19 protein-coding genes are annotated in these 19456 nt (G+C 32.6%); 9 read left to right on the forward strand and 10 right to left on the reverse strand.

Annotated elements, in window-relative coordinates:
• Positions 1–3 precede the first annotated feature (3 nt).
• Complete coding sequence (gene rny, locus Q1W72_RS04440; RefSeq protein ID WP_099716106.1) at positions 4–1569, forward strand: ribonuclease Y; 1566 nt, start codon at positions 4–6, stop codon at positions 1567–1569.
• A gap of 107 nt (positions 1570–1676) precedes the next feature.
• On the opposite strand, the gene Q1W72_RS04445 is transcribed toward rny, so the two are convergent.
• The 4 genes from Q1W72_RS04445 to Q1W72_RS04460 form a co-directional block, all read right to left on the reverse strand.
• The gene (locus tag Q1W72_RS04445; protein ID WP_302137458.1) at positions 1677–3203 is read right to left on the reverse strand and encodes a PAS domain-containing protein; all 1527 of its coding nucleotides are present in this window, start codon (positions 3201–3203) and stop codon (positions 1677–1679) included.
• 187 nt (positions 3204–3390) lie between these two features.
• Entirely contained in the window at positions 3391–4287 is an 897-nt protein-coding gene (xerD, locus tag Q1W72_RS04450; RefSeq protein ID WP_099716108.1) for a site-specific tyrosine recombinase XerD, read from the reverse strand.
• Positions 4288–4366: 79 nt separating this feature from the next.
• Positions 4367–4984 (reverse strand): porin family protein, encoded by a 618-nt coding sequence (locus Q1W72_RS04455; RefSeq protein ID WP_302137459.1) that lies wholly within the window; start codon positions 4982–4984, stop codon positions 4367–4369.
• A 315-nt stretch (positions 4985–5299) separates the two neighbouring features.
• A complete protein-coding gene (locus Q1W72_RS04460) occupies positions 5300–5890 on the reverse strand; it encodes a porin family protein (protein WP_302137460.1) in 591 nt (196 codons plus the stop codon).
• A 329-nt stretch (positions 5891–6219) separates the two neighbouring features.
• Here Q1W72_RS04460 and Q1W72_RS04465 point away from each other — a divergent pair, with 329 nt between their 5' ends.
• From Q1W72_RS04465 to Q1W72_RS04475, 3 genes are all read left to right on the forward strand, one after another.
• Positions 6220–6786 (forward strand): porin family protein, encoded by a 567-nt coding sequence (locus tag Q1W72_RS04465; RefSeq protein WP_099716110.1) that lies wholly within the window; start codon positions 6220–6222, stop codon positions 6784–6786.
• Positions 6787–6864: 78 nt separating this feature from the next.
• Positions 6865–7278, forward strand: coding sequence for a type II 3-dehydroquinate dehydratase (gene aroQ / locus Q1W72_RS04470; RefSeq protein WP_302137461.1), 414 nt, complete (start codon positions 6865–6867; stop codon positions 7276–7278).
• Positions 7279–7375: 97 nt separating this feature from the next.
• Entirely contained in the window at positions 7376–9862 is a 2487-nt protein-coding gene (locus Q1W72_RS04475; protein WP_302137462.1) for a DUF5686 and carboxypeptidase regulatory-like domain-containing protein, read from the forward strand.
• Positions 9863–9951: 89 nt separating this feature from the next.
• On the opposite strand, the gene Q1W72_RS04480 is transcribed toward Q1W72_RS04475, so the two are convergent.
• The 4 genes from Q1W72_RS04480 to Q1W72_RS04495 form a co-directional block, all read right to left on the reverse strand.
• On the reverse strand, positions 9952–10818 hold the full coding sequence (locus tag Q1W72_RS04480; protein ID WP_302137463.1) for a cation diffusion facilitator family transporter: 867 nt from the start codon (positions 10816–10818) through the stop codon (positions 9952–9954).
• Positions 10819–10933: 115 nt separating this feature from the next.
• Positions 10934–12244 carry a UDP-N-acetylglucosamine 1-carboxyvinyltransferase gene (gene murA / locus Q1W72_RS04485; RefSeq protein WP_099716114.1) on the reverse strand — a complete coding sequence of 437 codons (1311 nt, stop codon included), beginning with the start codon at positions 12242–12244 and terminating at the stop codon, positions 10934–10936.
• Between the two features lie 99 nt (positions 12245–12343).
• Positions 12344–13069, reverse strand: a complete 726-nt coding sequence (locus tag Q1W72_RS04490; protein WP_099716386.1) for a DUF4290 domain-containing protein — start codon at positions 13067–13069, stop codon at positions 12344–12346.
• A gap of 89 nt (positions 13070–13158) precedes the next feature.
• Positions 13159–13443: a DUF493 family protein gene (locus Q1W72_RS04495; protein ID WP_099716115.1), complete on the reverse strand. Its 285-nt coding sequence runs from the start codon at positions 13441–13443 to the stop codon at positions 13159–13161.
• Positions 13444–13590: 147 nt separating this feature from the next.
• Here Q1W72_RS04495 and Q1W72_RS04500 point away from each other — a divergent pair, with 147 nt between their 5' ends.
• The 5 genes from Q1W72_RS04500 to Q1W72_RS04520 all read left to right on the forward strand — a co-directional run bounded on the left by Q1W72_RS04500 (position 13591) and on the right by Q1W72_RS04520 (position 18163).
• Positions 13591–14130, forward strand: coding sequence for an AAA family ATPase (locus Q1W72_RS04500; protein ID WP_099716116.1), 540 nt, complete (start codon positions 13591–13593; stop codon positions 14128–14130).
• A 58-nt stretch (positions 14131–14188) separates the two neighbouring features.
• Entirely contained in the window at positions 14189–16084 is a 1896-nt protein-coding gene (locus tag Q1W72_RS04505; protein ID WP_099716117.1) for an ATP-dependent DNA helicase RecQ, read from the forward strand.
• Positions 16084–17031, forward strand: coding sequence for a methionyl-tRNA formyltransferase (gene fmt / locus Q1W72_RS04510; protein WP_099716118.1), 948 nt, complete (start codon positions 16084–16086; stop codon positions 17029–17031). Before Q1W72_RS04505 ends, fmt begins: the two co-directional genes overlap by 1 nt.
• Before the next feature lie 179 nt (positions 17032–17210).
• Positions 17211–17483 (forward strand): HU family DNA-binding protein, encoded by a 273-nt coding sequence (locus tag Q1W72_RS04515; RefSeq protein WP_073017033.1) that lies wholly within the window; start codon positions 17211–17213, stop codon positions 17481–17483.
• A gap of 119 nt (positions 17484–17602) precedes the next feature.
• Positions 17603–18163: a YqgE/AlgH family protein gene (locus tag Q1W72_RS04520; RefSeq protein ID WP_099716119.1), complete on the forward strand. Its 561-nt coding sequence runs from the start codon at positions 17603–17605 to the stop codon at positions 18161–18163.
• Here the strand turns inward: Q1W72_RS04520 and Q1W72_RS04525 are convergent.
• Together Q1W72_RS04525 and Q1W72_RS04530 are read right to left on the reverse strand one after the other, a co-directional pair.
• Complete coding sequence (locus Q1W72_RS04525) at positions 18160–18999, reverse strand: aminotransferase class IV (RefSeq protein ID WP_099716120.1); 840 nt, start codon at positions 18997–18999, stop codon at positions 18160–18162. The genes Q1W72_RS04520 and Q1W72_RS04525 overlap by 4 nt on opposite strands.
• Before the next feature lie 55 nt (positions 19000–19054).
• Positions 19055–19447 (reverse strand): START-like domain-containing protein, encoded by a 393-nt coding sequence (locus Q1W72_RS04530; protein ID WP_099716121.1) that lies wholly within the window; start codon positions 19445–19447, stop codon positions 19055–19057.
• Between the last annotated feature and the right edge of the window lie 9 nt (positions 19448–19456).

Genomic DNA, 19456 nt, shown 5'->3' on the forward strand with positions numbered 1-19456 from the left:
AACATGGACAACATATTAACGATTATTATTTCAGGAATTATAGGTATTGCGGGAGGTTTTGGGATCGCCAAATTGATTGAAAAAAGCAATATTTCAAACTTAATTAAAAACGCAAAAAAAGAAGCAGCATCCATATTAAAAGATGCAAATCTGGAAGCTGAAAACATAAAAAAAGATAAAATTCTTCAAGCAAAAGAAAAGTTTATTGAATTAAAATCAGAGCACGAACAAGTTATTTTATCCCGTGATAAAAAAGTTGCAGAAATAGAAAAAAGAGTTCGTGACAAAGAATCTCAAGTTTCTAATGAATTATCAAAAGCTAAAAAAGTAAATGATGATTTCGAATCTAAAACTTTAGAATACACCACTAAAATTGAAAACCTAGATAAGAAACAATCTGAAGTTGACAAATTGCATAAAAGTCAATTGCAACAATTGGAAGTTATCTCCGGTTTATCTGCTGAAGAAGCTAAAGATCAATTAGTAGAAGGATTGAAAGCTGAAGCAAAAAGCAAAGCGATGTCTCATATTCAAGATACTATTGAAGAGGCAAAATTGACAGCACAACAAGAAGCTAAAAAAATCATCATCAATACCATTCAAAGAGTTGGTACAGAAGAAGCAGTAGAAAACTGTGTTTCGGTATTTAACATTGAATCTGACGACGTAAAAGGTAGAATCATTGGTCGTGAAGGTAGAAACATACGGGCACTGGAAGCTGCGACTGGAGTAGAAATCATTGTAGATGATACACCAGAAGCAATTATCCTTTCTTGTTTTGACCCTGTACGTAGAGAAATTGCACGTTTGGCTTTACATAAATTAGTAACTGACGGAAGAATTCACCCAGCTCGTATTGAAGAAGTAGTTGCAAAAACTGCTAAACAAATTGACGATGAAATTATAGAAGTTGGTAAACGTACCGTTATTGATCTAGGAATTCACGGCTTACATCCTGAATTGATTAAAGTGGTAGGACGTATGAAATACCGTTCTTCTTATGGACAAAATTTATTGCAACACTCTCGTGAAGTTTCTAAACTTTGTGGAATCATGGCAGCTGAACTTGGCTTAAACGTAAAACTGGCTAAAAGAGCTGGTTTATTACACGATATTGGTAAGGTACCTGATGCTGAAAGTGATTTACCTCACGCATTATTAGGAATGCAATGGGCGGAGAAATATGGTGAAAAAGAAGAGGTTTGTAACGCTATTGGAGCACACCACGATGAGATTGAAATGAAATCATTATTATCTCCAATCATCCAGGTTTGTGATGCAATCTCAGGAGCAAGACCGGGAGCGAGAAGACAAGTATTGGATTCTTATATTCAACGTCTAAAAGATCTTGAAGAAGTAGCTTACGGATTCAGCGGTGTAAAAAACGCTTATGCAATTCAAGCTGGTAGAGAACTTCGTGTAATTGTGGAAAGCGAAAAAGTTTCTGATGAAAACGCAGCTAACTTATCTTTTGATATCTCTCAAAAAATCCAAACGGAGATGACGTATCCTGGACAAGTTAAAGTAACTGTAATTCGTGAAACAAGAGCGGTGAATATTGCTAAATAATTTATTTAAATTTACATATAAAAAAACTTCTCATCACTGAGAAGTTTTTTTTTGCATACTATATAGTTACTTTAAAAGATACTTTGTTATTTATCAACCCCAATTAACTAATCATTCAAACTGTCGTGAAAAACGATTTTAAAAGTAGTCCCTACTCCTACTTCACTTTCAACCGAAACAGTCCCTTTCATCGATTCTATTTGATTCTTCGTGATATGCAATCCTAATCCCCTAGCCTCTTCATGCTTGTGAAATGTTTTGTACATACCAAAAAGAGAATCTCCATATTTCTTCAAATCGATGCCTAATCCATTATCTGAAATCGATAAGGTCTTTTTACCATTTTCCAATGAGAACGAGTATTTTATCTCCACTGGTTTATTAGAATTCGAATATTTTATGGCATTTGTTGTAAAATTCAACAAAACACTTTCTAAGTATGCCGGATTAAAATCGACAGAAATACCTTCAGGAATCTCATTAATGATGGTAACTTGATTGTAATTTTTTAAATTCTTGATTAAGTCTAAAGTCTTATTTAAATAAAAATTCAAGTCTAATGATTTAATCGGAATGTTCGAATTACTTTGTATTAGCACCAATTGAGTCAAATTAGCAATTGTTTCGTTTAAATCATTCGAAACAGTGCGCAAATGAGCCAACATTTCTTTGTTACTCTCTAAATTATCATCCTCATCTATAATGTCTAATAGTGATTTAATATTTCCTGCTTGTGTATTTAAATTATGGGATACAATATGTGAAAAATTCAATAGTCGGCTATTTTGCTGACTAAACAATTCCATTGTTCGCACTAATTCTAGCTCTTTTTCTTTTTGCGAAGAAATATCAGTATGCGTGCCAATAACTCGCAATGGCTTCCCATCTTCATCACGCTCAATTACTTTTCCTCTGTCTAAAATCCATTTGTATTTCCCGCTGGAAGTTAAAACACGGTGGTAATTTTCATAAAAAGGTATTTTATTATCAAAATGATCATGGATTTCAGAGTAATATTTTTCTAAATCATCCGGATGCACAATTTCGTCCCAACGTTCCGGATTATCAAAAATATCCAAAGACTCTTGCTCCAGGATTTTCATCGATTGTGAGGAATAAAAAACTTTATTGGTCGTTAAATCCCAATCCCATACTCCTGCTGTAGAAGCTTCAAGAGCAAATTTAAATCGTTCTTCAGAAATTTTAAGCTTGATTTCCTGTTCTTTTAAGTCAGTTACATCTGAAATTCTTCCATAAAAAGCAATATTACCATCAGGATATAATTCTGGTTTTGATGAAACTTTAAGCCATCTCAATCCCTTTTCAGGTAATAAAACCCGAAACTCAAAATCCCATCTTGTAATATTCCTTTTTGCATTTACCAATGACTGAAAAAATGACAATCGGTCAGCTTCAAATATCCTGTTATAGATCACATATTTGTCACTGTCAACAAAATGATTTGAAGACAGCTCAAAAAAATCGTTTACCGATTTACTCACTAAAGGAAACAAATAGGTATTGTCAGGAGCAATCACAAATTCAAAAATTAAATCTGGAATCTCATTAAATAATTTACTGTAAAAATCATTTACCTCTTGGCAATTTCCGTTTTGGGGAAAATCAAAAACCATATTCTTTTATAACATTTAATACGTGAACAATTTAGATTATATTTTTTTATTTAACAGGCAAATTAACAATAAAATCCCACCAATTTGATGAGATTATAAACTGAATTTTCAGAAATTTAATTTTAGGCTTAATCCGTAAACCTTTTCTTTCTTAAATAATTCTAAATTTTAAATTATTAACAAAATGTTATTTTCTGGGATGAAATGAATTTAGAACTTGAGTCAGAAACGTTCTGTCAAGATGCACATATATTTCTGTCGTTGTTATCGATTCATGCCCAAGCATCAATTGTATAGAGCGCAAATCAGCCCCGTTTTCTAAAAGATGAGTAGCAAAAGAATGTCGTAAAGTATGCGGACTTATCGTTTTATTCAAATCTATTTTGACCGCTAAGTTTTTAATGATAGTAAAAATCATAGCTCTGGTTAACTGTTTCCCTCTTCTGTTTAAAAAGAGCGTATCCTCAAAACCTTTTTGAATAGTGATATGAGTTCTAATGGTATTCCTGTAAATTTGAATGTACTTCTGCGTTAAATCACTTATGGGTACAAAACGCTGTTTATTTCCTTTACCCGTTATTTTAACAAAACCTTCCTCAAAAAATAAATCCGAAATTTTCAAAGAAACTAATTCGGAAACCCGCAATCCACATCCATAAAGTGTTTCGAGCATGGCGCGATTGCGTTCGCCTTCGTTAGTGGTTAAGTCAATCGCAAAAATAAGACTATCAATCTCATCCACGGATAAAGTGTCCGGGAGTTTCCTGCCAGTTTTAGGAGTTTCAATAAGTTCTAATGGATTATCTACCCGATAATCTTCAAATATCAAATAACTAAAAAAACTTTTAAGCCCTGAAATGATTCTGGCTTGTGAACGTGGATTGACTTCCTTAGCTACACTATAAATAAATTGCTGAACTGTTTCTTCTCCAATTTTAATCGGTGAAACAACAATTTCATTTTTAGTCAAAAAAAGACACAACCGTTCAATATCGAAAGAATAATTATCTATAGTATTCTTAGACAAACCGCGTTCGATTTTCAAGTATGACTGATAGCTTTTGATACAGGAAATCCAATTCATAGTTACAAAGTAAAGCTTTTTTGAGCATAAAAAAAGCCTCCCAAATTGAGAGGCCTAAAATTATATATTTTTTAAAATATTAAAATTTGTATCCTAATGAAATTGACAACACACTGTTATTCAGCTTAGAATCATCACCAGAATCTGTTTTTGCGATATTAGATAAACCTAAATTATATCTTAAGCCAGCTGAGATATTATTTGTAAAGTCATATCCTGTACCAAAATTAAGTCCAAAATCTACCGATTCGAAACTATCTTTAACATCTTCTTCTCCCTCATTTCCATTTACCTCAGCTACTGTTTTTGCAGCTACTAAAAACCCAACTTGTGGTCCGATTTCTAGATTAAATTTTTCAGCAGCATAATATTTTAACATCAAAGGCACATTTATATAAGACAAATTAATCTTGGCTTCAGCTAAATAAACAGCATTATCAAATTCAAATTCAAACTCATCAATTTTTGTTCCTTGCATCGAATACAAAGCTTCTGGTTGAAATGTAAGTTTATCTGATAATTTAACCGCTACAAAAGCTCCAACATTAAATCCTGGCTTTAATTTTAGATCCAGACCATCAGTATCGCCCGTAAATGTAGAAAGATTTAATCCTCCTTTAAGCCCAAATTTTGCTTCTTGTGCATTTGCGAATCCAAATGCAAATACTGCTACTGCAGTTAAAATAATTTTTTTCATTTGATTGTTTTTTTTTTACAAACATAAGAAAAACCTCAAAATAAGTACTTTTTTCTTTAATAAAAAGTAAAAACTCATTGTAAGTTTATTTTGAAATATTTAATCAATTTTAATTAAATATATGAATTTCAATAATTTAATATCACTTCTCTCACGGAATTTAGTGAGTTTATTTTTTAAAACAATCCAATTAAATTTAACAATATAAAACTTATAAAAAAATAGATTGAAAGTTCATTTCAAGAAAATATCAATTTAATTACATAAAAAAACCTCCCAAATTGGGAGGCTTAGAATATAACTTTTTTAAAAATATTAAAATTTGTAACCTACTGAAATTTGAAAAACAGAATTTTTAGATTCATCTTCTCCAGGAAAAATTTCATCTTGCAAACGTGTCAAGCCTAAACTATAACGCACACCAATCATAAAGTTTGGCGTAATATCATATCCTGCACCAAAATTCAAACTTACATCGGTTGATTTAAGATCGTCCTTAACGTCCTCAGATTCTCCACCGGATTTAGCCTTGGCTGATACTAAAAATCCTATTTGAGGACCTAATTCAAGACTAAAAGCATCCGCTACATAATATTTAGCCATAACCGGAATAGTAATGTAATCTAATTTCAAATCTCCACTTATCCCCTCAAACTCTAATTCAGTTCCTTGCGCAGAGTACAAAACTTCAGGTTGAATCGCGAATTTATTACTAATCATAAATTCTCCAAAAAAACCAACATGAAATCCTACTAAAGATTTAGTATTTACTCCATCTACATCAGCATTAGTAATTGTGGAGATATTCAAACCTCCTTTAACCCCAAATGCCATATCTGCTTTTTCTTGAGCATTCACAAAACCAAAAGTGAACACCATAACTACCATTAAAATAATTTTTTTCATGATTCATCATTTAAAATTAATACTACCAAAGTTAAAAAAATCAAATAGGAGAAGGCTTATTTGAAAGAAAAACTCGTTGAGTATCAAATAAATCAGATTAAAAACAGTAAAAAATATATTTTATAACTATCTGACTATCATTATTTTATATTTTTAATAAATTTAAAAACATAAAAAACAAGTAAAAACAGAGCACTTAAAATTGCTTTTGTAATTTATTGGACTAATTTTTGCAAGAATTGGTTTTAAGAAAAATTAGACAATAATACTTAAACAAAATAGTTTTAAGTAAAAGTCCCAATTCAATTATTAATATAAAAAAACAAATTATGAAGAGAATAATTTTAGTAGCAGTAGTACTTCTTGCCGCGTCTGTAGACATGCAAGCTCAATTGGTCAAGTTTGGAATTAAAGCTGGTTTAAACTATGCCAATCAAACTGGAAGCGAAGTGACAATCAATTCGACAAATTACAATTCAACAGATGCTATCACCAGTTATCATGCTGGACTAGTAGCCGAGATTAAGTTAACCGATGGTTTTTCTGTTCAGCCCGAATTATTGTACTCTACTCAGGGTGCAACCTATAAGAATGCTGCTGAAGAATTCAAAAATGAATTAGGTTACCTGTCTATTCCTGTTTTAGCAAAATTTCATTTGAATAAAACAGTCAGTCTTGATCTTGGCCCACAAGCATCGTTTTTATTGAGCGAAAGAAATGATTTTGATATAGAAAACGCAGAAACTTTTGAGTTTGGTGTAGCAGGAGGATTAGGATTTAATATCACTAAAAACTTCTTTTTACAAGGTCGTTATGTACTAGGATTAACTGAAGCGTCAAAAGAGGCTGAAGTTAAAAACTCTGTGGTACAAATATCAGCTGGATTTACGTTCTAATTCCAATAAAAAAATTAAATTTATCAAAACCGTTCTTTAAATTAGAACGGTTTTTTTATTTTTACCAAAACTGGAATTATGAAAATTAGTATCATCAACGGACCAAATCTCAATCTTTTAGGAAAACGCGAACCAGAAGTTTATGGCAGCTTAACTTTTGAAGAATATTTTACGACTTTACAAATAAAATTTCCAACAATAGAATTCTCTTATTTTCAGAGTAATATTGAAGGAGAATTAATTGATAAAATTCAGGAATTTGGTTTCACCAACGATGGTATTATTCTAAATGCTGGCGCTTATACCCACACTTCCATTGGCATTGGTGACGCCATTAAAGCCATCACAACTCCAGTTGTTGAAGTCCATATTTCGAATACCTTTTCACGTGAAAGTTTCAGACATCAGTCCTACATTTCTGGAAATGCAAAAGGAGTAATCTTAGGTTTTGGTTTAAAAAGTTATGAATTGGCTATCCAATCTTTCGTGTAAGTCACATTTTAGAATAAAAATATTCTTATAAATGTTTAACAAATAATTAATAGCCTCTTTTTAAACTTCTTATATTTTTGTGAAAGAAAAAACTTTCATGAGAAAATACTACCTACTTCTAATTTCATTGGTATCGCTTACGAACCATGCACAAATAAAAGGAACCGTTTCTGACGAAAAAGGGAATCCCCTGCCTTTTGTGACTATTTTTCAAGAAGAAACCTATAATGGGACTACCTCAAATGAAGTTGGAAAATATGAGCTGAATTTGAAGAAAGCGGAAAAGCAAACAGTAGTATTCCAATTTTTAGGTTTTAAAACGCAAAGAATAACAATTCAAACGGATAAATTACCTTATTCATTTGACGTTAAAATGATTGAAGAAAGTTATTCTTTGAACGAAGTGGTTATTAACACTAAAATCAATCCTGCAATTGCTATCATAAAAAATGCGATTGCCAGTAAAAAAGAAAATACTGAAAAAACAGCACGTTTCAATGCTGATTTTTACTCCAGAGGAATTTTCAAACTAAAAAATGCCCCTAAAAAAATATTTGGTCAAAAAATTGGCGATCTGAATGGTTCTTTGGATTCTACAGGAACGGGAATTATTTCATTGTCTGAAACTTTTTCTAAAATTACTTTTGAGAAACCCAATAATTTAAGAGAAGTCGTAACTGCCTCCAAAGTAAGCGGAAGAGATAACGGCTACAGTTACAATACGGCCAGATCTTCGTTTTATGACTTCTATGATAATACAATTGACTTTGGGGTTAATATGATTTCTCCAATCGCAAATAATGCCTTCAATTATTATAAATATAAACTGGAGAGCACTTTTTATGATGCCAATAATCAAATGATTAATAAAATAAAAGTTACTGCAAAACGTGACAGCGAACCTGTTTTTGAAGGTTACATTTATATTGTTGAAGATTCTTGGGCCATATATGCCGTTGACTTGGATATTAAAGGTTATCGAATGAAAGAAGAATTTGTAGATGTAATGACCCTAAAACAAAACTTCAGTTACAACAAAAGCAACAAAATATGGGCAAAAAACACCCAAAGTCTCGATATTACAGCCGGAGCCTTTGGAATAAAATTCGATGGAAAATATACCTATGTCTATAGTAATTATGAATTTGTAAACTCATTTGCAAAAAAAACGTTTACAAATCAAATTACAAGTGTCGAAATAAATTCAAATAAAAAAGATTCTATTTTTTGGAATAGCAACAGACCCATTCCTTTAACCATTGAGGAAAGCAATGATTACATTCGAAAAGACAGTATTTATAAGGTTCGAAATTCTAAAAAATATTTAGATTCTATTGATGCAAAAGGGAATAAATTCAAACTGCTGAAAATCTTAACGGGTTATACTTATAGAAACAGTTCAGAGAAAAATTCCTTTAGTTATGAAGGATTACTAAATCTGGGTTCTCTAAGTTTCAATACTGTACAAGGATATAATTTTGATTCTGGATTTAGATACAACAATTGGAAAAATCAGGAAAACAAAGGAATATACACTTCTATAAGTACTAAACTCAACTACGGTTTCGCTGAAGATCGTTTGCGTATAACAGGACAATTTATCCATCGGTTCAACAACCAGAATTATGCCACTTTATACTTGACCGGAGGAAATACAGTGAAACAATTTAATGCAGAACAACCCATTAGTGCTACAATAAATTCGATAAGTTCATTGGCATTTAAGAACAATTATATGAAGCTGTATAACCTTGAATTTGCAACAATTGGCTATAGCCAAGATATTGCAAATGGCGTGAACCTAAATGGAAAAATAGAATACCAACAACGCAAACCATTATTCAACAATACTGATTTTTCTTTGTTCAGCAAGGACGATTTATATACTTCGAATAATCCTTTGGCACCGGATGATTTCACAACTCCAGCTTTTGAAAAACATCATTTGATGAAAGCGAATCTAAATGCAAGAATAAATTTTGGAAATAAATATTCTTCCCGTCCAGACGGAAAATATAATATTAGAAATGAAAAATATCCTACACTATTTTTAGGGTATGAAAAAGGCTTTGCTGCCAATGAAAAAAAATATGAATTTGACCACATAAATGCACGATTAACGTATGATTTAAAATTAGAAAATAAAGGAACTCTAGGAATGAATTTAAAAGCCGGGAAATTCCTGAATGCAGAAAATATCTCTTTTGTAGATTACAAACATTTCAATGGAAATCAAACACACATAGGTCAGACAGAACGCTACTTGAATGTTTTTAACTTATTGCCTTATTATTCTAACAGTACAAATGACCGTTATTTTGAAGCACACGCAGAATACAATGACGAAGGATATTTTATGAATAAAATTCCCTTGTTGAATAAATTAAAATCAACATTAATTCTAGGTGCTCATACACTTTCTACACCAAATGTTAAGCCATACACTGAGTTCACGGTAGGCTTAGACAATTTAGGATTTGGAAAATTTAAGATGCTAAGAATTGACTATGTACGTTCCTACCAAAATGGATTTCAAGGTGACGGAGTAGTTTTTGGACTTAAATTTTTAAATATTTTAGAGTAAAACTTCCACAAGAAAAAAAGGCACAAGAAGATTATTTCTTGTGCCTTTTTTAGCTTTTATAAATTTCAAAAATGAATTAAATTATAAAATTAATTCGGTTCTACATGAATTAAAACATGACCTAATTCAGGTATTTCCTCCCGCAACGTATCTTTCAATTTATGTGCTAAGTCATGCCCTTCTTTTACCGTAATATTCGAATCTACAATTGCATGCAAATCTACGTGATATTGCATTCCTGCTTTTCGAATAAAACACTTTTCGGTATCTATGATTCCGTCTACTTGAAGTGAAACTATTCTAATTTGCTCTATCAAATCATCGTATAAATGTTCATCCATGATTTCGCCCAAAGCGGGTCTAAAAATAAGATAACTGTTATAAAGAATGAATCCTGAAGCAAAAAGTGCTGCCCAATCATCGGCTGATTCGTATCCATTTCCTAAAATCAAAGCAATTGAAATCCCAAGAAATGCCGCTACAGATGTTATAGCATCGCTACGATGGTGCCAAGCATCAGCTCTCAAAGAGGAACTATTGGTTTGAATACTTCTTTTCATCACTACTCGAAAGGAATACTCTTTCCAAATAATTATTGCCCCTAGAACGATTAATGTCCATGGTTTTGGCAATTCATGTGGCGTACCAATATTGAGGATACTTTCATAAGCGATGATGGTAGCTGAAGTGATTAAGAAACCAACAACTAAAAAAGTGATTAAAGGCTCTGCCCTTCCATGTCCGTAAGGATGATTTTTATCTGCAGGTTTATTCGAATATTTTATTCCAAATAAAACTAAAAATGAAGCAAAAATATCCGTGGTAGATTCAATTGCGTCCGCTATTAAAGCATACGAATTTCCAAAAAAACCTGCCAGACCTTTAATAATGGCCAAAGATGTATTTCCAATAATACTAAAATAAGTGGCCTTTATCGCTGTTTGTTCCGTTGACATGCTCTTTTTCTAAAGATGAATTAAAATTAAAAACGTTTAAGTAAACCGTATTGAATGCTTAGATTCAAATCCTATTTGGTTTACTTAAACGATATTTTGTAATTATTTATTTGATTTATGCACGTACAATATTAGCTCCAATAGCTCTCAATCGTTCGTCAATGCGCTCGTACCCTCTGTCAATTTGTTCAATATTCTGAATGGTACTCGTTCCTTTTGCTGAAAGCGCTGCAATCAACAATGAGATTCCCGCACGAATATCTGGTGAAGACATTGTAGTGGCTTTCAATTGTGATTTGAAATCGTGCCCCATAACAACGGCACGATGTGGATCACACAACATGATTTTAGCCCCCATATCGATTAATTTATCCACAAAGAACAATCTGCTTTCAAACATTTTTTGATGAATCAATACATCACCTCTCGCTTGAGTGGCAACTACAAGAACAATACTCAATAAATCCGGAGTAAATCCAGGCCAAGGAGCATCTGCAATTGTTAAAATAGAACCGTCAATATCTGTTTTTACTTCATACCCATCTACGTGAGCAGGAATGTAAATATCATCTCCTTTACGCTCCAGGGTAATTCCAAGTTTTCTAAAAGTATTAGGAATTACTCCTAAGTTATCCCAACTTACATCTTTTATCGTAATTTCTGATTTTGTCATTGCAGCAAGACCAATCCAACTTCCTATTTCAATCATATCAGGAAGAATTCTATGCTCACAACCACCTAAACTTTCAACACCTTCAATAGTCAATAAGTTAGACCCAACACCTGTAATTTTAGCTCCCATGGAGTTTAACATCTTGCACAATTGTTGTAAATAAGGTTCACAAGCAGCATTATAAACTGTTGTTTTTCCTTTGGCCAAAACGGCAGCCATAACAATATTTGCTGTTCCGGTAACTGAAGCTTCGTCCAGTAACATATCGGCACCTTTCAATCCTTTAGGCGCTTCTACACCATAAAAATGATCTTCTCTGTTGTAACGGAATTTCGCTCCAAGATTTATAAATCCTTCAAAGTGAGTATCTAATCTTCTACGTCCAATTTTATCACCACCTGGTTTTGGAATATATCCTTTTCCAAATCGTGCCAAAAGTGGTCCAACAATCATAATAGAGCCACGAAGAGAACCGCCTTCTTTCTTGAATGCTTCAGTTTCTAAATACTGAATATTCACTTCATCAGCCTGAAAAGTATATGAGCCAGATCCTGTTTTTTGGATTTTAACTCCTAAGTTTCCTAAAAGTGTAATTAGTTTATTGATGTCAATAATATCAGGAATATTATTAATAATCACTTTTTCAGGGGTTAAAAGAACAGCACATAAAATTTGTAATGCTTCATTTTTGGCTCCTTGTGGCGTGATTTCTCCTTTAAGACTAATGCCGCCTTCTATTTTAAAAATTCCCATATTTTTTTACAATTATGAATTATGAATGAATAAACTATGAATTGATAAACTACGGTTTTTTAAACTCATAACTTATAATTGATACCTTATAACTAAATTTTACAACGGTTTTCTATTTTGATTTTTGTGAATCGGATTTGGTTTTCCAGTTTTTGTATTCTTATTACTTTGAATTTTTGGCGGACCAGCCGGTGAGATTTTATTAGAAACTCGCTTATTGGTTCGCAATAAATCAGTGGTATTAAGAAGCTCTTCGGTACTTTGAAGCAAATTCAATTTACCGCCTGACAATTCATATAAATGTTCGAAAATAACATCATCCTTAACAGTGTCTTTGTTCCAACTTAAATAGGATTTTTTCATGTGATTAGCAATAACTTTCACTAAAGCACTTTTCATTTCACCATCTTCCCATTTATTGGCTACATCAATCATGTATTTTATGTTGTTGCCATAATATCTGTATTTTGGAAAATTCTGAGGATAACTTAACACATCCGGTTTCAATTGTAATACTTCACGGGATGGAATTGGATATGGAGAATCAGCCACTAATTTAAAATCAGACATAATAAAAATCTGATCCCACAACTTGTGCTGAAAATCAGGAACATCACGCAAATGTGGATTCAAACTTCCCATAACCTGAATAATGTATTTTGCCGCTTTATTGCGTTCTACATCATCTTCAATTTTGGTCGCTTGATCAATTAGTTTTTGCAAATGGCGTCCATATTCTGGAATAATCAAATGCGATCTTTCCGCATTATATTCCAAATGATGCACCACATCGTTCGAGTTTTCTTTAATATATTTTGAATTCATATTCGAATGTATATTTTTTAATCTTACATGCTCTTTTTCGAAGATTTGCAATCATTCGATTGTATATGCATCAAAATTTAGTTTTATATCTAAAGAGAAATAATTCCCTTAATGGTAGAAACTTCTAGGTATTTATCTACTATTTCTTGTGAATCTTTCATGGTTACGTCAACAGATATACTGGTAAACTTACCCGTCTTAGATTTTGTCGTTTTTATGACCGCTCCCATACAATCAAAAGCCAGTTGAACACGTTCGATATTGTCCTCTTCAGTTGGCACAATAAACTTAAACAAGTATTCTGCAGGCCATGTATTGCTCATGTCCAACTCTACTTTTAATCTATCATAAAATTCTTGAGTGTTCTTATCCATTTTTCATTTAAAAATAAAGGCAAATATACTGTTTCAAACGTAAATTATGAATTTTGAATTATGATTTTTTACCTAATATTATTTTAACCGCAATCATTTTTTCAAATCCCAATAAGTTTAAGTAAATTTGCCCCTTATTTTTTAAAGGTGCAGAAAGAAATCATAGTTATCATTGGCGGTCCAGGAACAGGTAAAACAACTATCATCGATGGATTGATAGCCAAAGGACATTGTTGTTATCCCGAAATTTCACGGGAAGTAACTTTGGAAGCAAAAAAACAAGGAATTGAGCAATTATTCCTCGAAAAACCACTCTTATTCAGTGAATTACTCCTTGAAGGAAGAAAAAAACAATTTCATAATGCTTCCAAAGAGCCACATGAAATCGTTTTTATTGACCGAGGAATTCCAGATGTTTTGGCTTACATGCATTACATTGGCGATAGCTATCCTGCGTCTTTTGACATCGCTTGTCGCGAACATACGTACTCAAAAATCTTCATTCTTCCGCCTTGGGAAGAAATTTACATTAGCGATCATGAACGTTATGAAAACTTCGAACAAGCTAAACTTATTTATAATCACCTTACTGAAACATATCAAAGTTACGGTTACGAACTCATAGAAGTTCCTAAAAATACTCTGGATAACAGAATTCTTTTTATCTTAGATGAAATTTCTAAATAATTTTCGAGTTTAGAAGTTACAATTTGGGATTTTTTCTACGAATTGAAATCTGTAATCTATGCAAGAAGCGTTAGCTATTCTTCAAAAATATTGGAAACACGACAAATTCAGGTCGCTGCAAAAGGAAATTATTGATTCCGTTTTAAGTGGTCAAGACACCTTTGCATTGATGCCAACCGGAGGAGGAAAATCTATATGTTTCCAGATTCCGGCAATGATGAACGAGGGAATTTGCCTGGTAATTTCGCCATTAGTAGCGCTGATGAAAGATCAAGTTGCTAATTTGCAAAAGCGAAATATCAAAGCCATTGCATTAACTGGTGGCATCAGATCCGAAGAAATGATTGATTTGCTGGACAATTGCCAATTCGGTAATTATAAATTCCTCTATTTATCCCCGGAACGCTTACAGTCCGATTGGATTTTGGACCGAATAAAAAGCCTTCCCATAAACTTAATTACCATTGATGAAGCGCATTGCGTATCACAATGGGGACATGATTTCCGACCTGCTTATTTGAAGATTTCGGCATTAAAAAAACATTTCCCAAAAGTACCTTTCCTTGCATTAACGGCTACTGCAACTCCAAAAGTCAAAGAAGATATCATCACTGAACTTGGATTGCATGATGTACACGTTTTTGAGAAATCATTTGCAAGAGAAAATATTGCCTACATGGTTTTTGAAGTAGAAGACAAACTTTTCAGAATAGAACAAATCCTGAAGAAAAATCCAGAATCATCTATCATTTATGTTCGAAACAGAAAATCGTGTCTGGACATTTCGGCACAACTGAATTCGTTAGGATTTAAAGCAACGTATTATCACGGCGGACTTTCGTCCAAAGAAAAAGATAAAAACATGCAATCATGGATGAATGAAGACGTTCAGGTTATTGTGGCCACCAACGCCTTCGGGATGGGAATTGACAAAGCCAATGTAAAAACCGTAATCCACATTCAATTACCCGAAAATTTAGAAAATTATTACCAAGAAGCGGGACGCGCCGGAAGAAATGGAGAAAAAGCCTATGCCGTTTTACTAACAAGCCCTTCGGATATAATTCAGGCTGAAAACCAATTTATAAATATTCTTCCAGATAAAAAGTTCTTGAATCTCATGTATGTCAAACTCTGCAATTATTTTCAGATAGCTTACGGAGAAGGAATCAACGAGCAGTTTACATTCAATTTGAATCATTTTTGTTTAAAATATGAATTCCCCACATTGAAAACATACAATGCAATGCAATTTCTGGACAGACAAGGAATTATCAATTTGTCTCAAGAGTTTTCTGAAAAAATTACATTACAATTTCTTATTCCTTCCAAAGAAGTGATTCGGTATATGAGTTTGAATCCGAATGACGAAGAAATTATTTTGGCAATATTGCGAACCTATCCCGGGATTTATGAAATGCAAACCGCTTTCAACTTACAATTGATTGCCAAAAAATCAAATCATAAGGAAGCTGAAATACAAGCGGTCTTAAATAAATTGAAAGGAAAAGAAATTATTGAGTACCATTCGAAAAATAATGATTCCACATTAATTTTTAATGAAGTTAGGGAAGATGAAAGAACTATCAGCCGGGTTTCAAAATATTTAGAAAATCAAAATCAACTAAAGAAAGAACAACTTCAATCCGTTCTGAATTATATTACCGAAAAAAAGGTTTGTAAGAACAAGCTAATCTTGAATTATTTTGGAGAAAAAACGGATGTTGATTGTGGAATTTGTTCCTTTTGCATTACCAAGAAAAACAAGAAAAAAGACAACACGTCACTTTCTGCAGCAATCATAGCTTTATTACAGTCCGAAGATTTAAATTCGAGAGACATACAAAACAGAACTAAAAATAACCCTGACGAAGTTATCTTTGCACTTCAGAATTTATTAGAAAATAACACAATTTTGGTTAAACCAAATAATAAATATACTTTAAAATCATAATGGAAAAATTACGAATTGTTTTTATGGGAACGCCCGAATTTGCAGTGGGAATATTAGATACCATACTCAAAAACAACTACGAAGTTGTGGGTGTCATAACTGCCGCAGACAAACCTGCCGGTCGTGGACAAAAATTAAAATATTCAGCAGTAAAAGAATATGCGCTGGCTAATAATCTTATTTTATTACAGCCAGTAAATCTTAAAGACGAAACTTTTTTATCGGAATTGAAATCGTTGAATGCTAATTTACAAATCGTAGTTGCCTTTAGAATGTTACCAAAAGTAGTTTGGGAAATGCCAGCGTTAGGCACTTTCAATCTTCATGCCTCACTCCTACCGAATTATCGCGGAGCAGCGCCAATAAACTGGGCAATAATAAATGGAGAGACAAAAACGGGTGTGACTACTTTTTTTATTGATGACAAAATTGATACCGGTGCAATGATTTTAAGTGCCGAAACACCTATCAATGAAACCGAAAATGCAGGTCAATTGCATGACCGATTAATGGATCTTGGAAGCAAGACTGTTATTGATACTTTGGAGATGATTGAAAAAGGCAATGTATCCACAATTATTCAAAAAGACACTGCCGATATTAAAACGGCTTACAAACTTAATAAAGAGAATTGCAAAATTGACTGGACAAAACCAGCTTTAGAAATCAACAATTTAATTCGAGGTTTGAGTCCATATCCAGCAGCTTGGTGTTTCATTCAGGACAAAAATGAAGAATGGAATGTAAAAATATACGAAGCTAAAATTGTTTTAGAAGATCATAATTACAGCATTGGAAGTTTGATTTGTACCAAAAAAGAAATGAAGATTGCGGTAGAAAATGGATTTATTCAAGTGCTAAGTTTGCAGTTTCCAGGCAAAAAGAAGATGAATACGGCAGAATTACTTAATGGAATTGCATTTTCAGCTGAAGCAAAGGCTCATTAACATCAATAAAAACGGGCGTTTAATTGGTTTTAGTAAGAAATAACTTTCCAATTATTAACAAAAGAAATAAGTTATTAACAAAATAAACTAAAATCAAGCAAAACACTTGCAAGGAACGTATTTCCTACTAAATTTGTGTATTAACAATTTTTTTAACCAACAATTAATAACTAATTATTATGAACAAATCAGAATTAATCGATGCTATCGCTGCTGATGCAGGAATTACTAAAGCTGCAGCAAAATTGGCTTTAGAGTCGTTTTTAGGTAATGTAGGCGGAACTTTGAAAAAAGGTGGAAGAGTATCTTTAGTAGGTTTCGGATCATGGTCTGTTTCTGCTAGAGCTGCAAGAGACGGTAGAAATCCTCAAACAGGAAAAACTATTCAAATCGCTGCTAAAAATGTAGTAAAATTTAAAGCAGGTGCAGAATTAGAAGGTGCGGTAAACTAATTTTAGTTCCCCCAATATAATCAAAACCTTCCATCTGGAAGGTTTTTTTATGCGTTTCAACGATTTTATTTTGCATTATTATAATAAAAAACTTAAATTTAATAAAAAAACACATTCCGATGATTACAGATAAACTAAAGAAAGGATATTTGCTTATAGCAGAGCCTACGATAATTGGGGATCTATCATTCAACAGATCGGTGATTTTATTAGCTGATTACAACGAAGAAGGATCAGTTGGTTTTATAATTAACAAACCCTTGAAATATACTATACATGATTTAATTCCGGATATAGACGCGCGATTTAAGATTTATAATGGCGGTCCGGTAGAACAAGACAACCTCTATTTTATACATAACATTCCAGAATTGATTCCCAATAGCATCGAAATCTCTAATGGAATATACTGGGGAGGTGATTTTGAATCGACAAAGGAATTAATCAACAAAGGAGCCATTAACAACGATAACATCCGATTCTTTCTAGGTTATACAGGTTGGAATGAAAACCAACTAGAAAATGAAATGGAAAGTCATTCCTGGATTATTACCGCGAATAGCTACGAGAATAAAATAATTGGAAAATCAGCTACTCATTTCTGGAAAGAGCAAATCATGGAATTGGGAGGAGAATATATTATCTGGTCCAATACCCCTGAAAATCCATACTTAAATTAAATTGTACTGATCATTTCATTAAGTTTCGCTAACAATTCAACAGATACATTCGTACTGAATGCTTTTTTTCGGTATTGTGTTATCGGTTGAATTCCTTTTATGACATTTGTAATAAATAATTCATCTGCTTTTTGAAGGTCAAATGGTGAGATTACTTCCTCTACAACTTCTAAATTTCCTAGTTTTTTAGCCAAACTTAGAATTTGTTTTCTCATAACACCATTTAAGCATCCTTCAGAAACCGGAGGTGTAACTAATTTGCTACCCAATAGCATGAAGATATTACCCTGTAAAGCTTCTACAACATTTTTACTATCGTTCAACAGCAAACAATTATCTAGACCATTTTCATTTGCAAAAATGCTTCCTGTTATGTTTATAATTTTATTGGTTGTTTTAATAGACGAAAGCAATTGTTTTGTAATGTAAAAATCCTTGTATAAATCAACTTCATATTGCTTTTTTTCAATTGAATACAACGTATTTTCAAGCGCTATTGAATGAATAAGAAAAGATACCGAATTATTTTGCGGCAAATAATATCCACCGTCATTTCTATAAACGGTAATTCGAGCACGAGAAGAATTTAGCACTTGATTTTTTGCGACTAAAGAAAGTATTTGTTCTTCAAGGTATTCCATGGTGAAATTCATCGGAATTTCCATCCTAACAACACGCATTGAAGACATTAACCTAAAATAATGATCCTCGAGAAAAAGGATTTTATTGTTTACTATTTTAACCGTTTCAAAAACGGCATCGCCATATAAAAAAGCTCGGTTTTGTGTCAATATATTAGCATCCTCAGATACAATAGTTCCATTAAAATTAATCATAAAAAAAGCCCTAAATTTTATTCAGGGCAAATATAAGTTATAAAATACTATTTTACTATACGGAACCTATTAGATGTTTAAGGTCTGAGATTTGATTTTCCCACAATAATGTAGCCTCGTCAACCTCATCTTTCTCTGCAAAATCGACTACCATCAAAGAAACGTCTTTGGTAAGTTCATCCACTAAAATATGCAACTCAAAAAAGTATTCCGTGTCTTTACTATTCTCATCAACCCATTTGAATTTTACTTTTTCACCTGTTTTCTTTGAAGCAAGTCTAGCTTTCTCTTGGGAATCATTCCAAATGAAGGTAAAAAACTCACCACGAGAATTCACATTATCAGCAAACCATTCAGATAAACCTGACGGAGTCGATATATATTGATACAATAATTGAGGCGAAGAATTTATGGGAAACTCGATTTCGTAACGTACTTTTTGATCCATGAGCTACAT

This window comes from Flavobacterium sp. ZE23DGlu08 (genome assembly GCF_030505335.1).
In the GTDB taxonomy this organism is placed as follows: Bacteria; Bacteroidota; Bacteroidia; order Flavobacteriales; family Flavobacteriaceae; genus Flavobacterium; species Flavobacterium algoritolerans.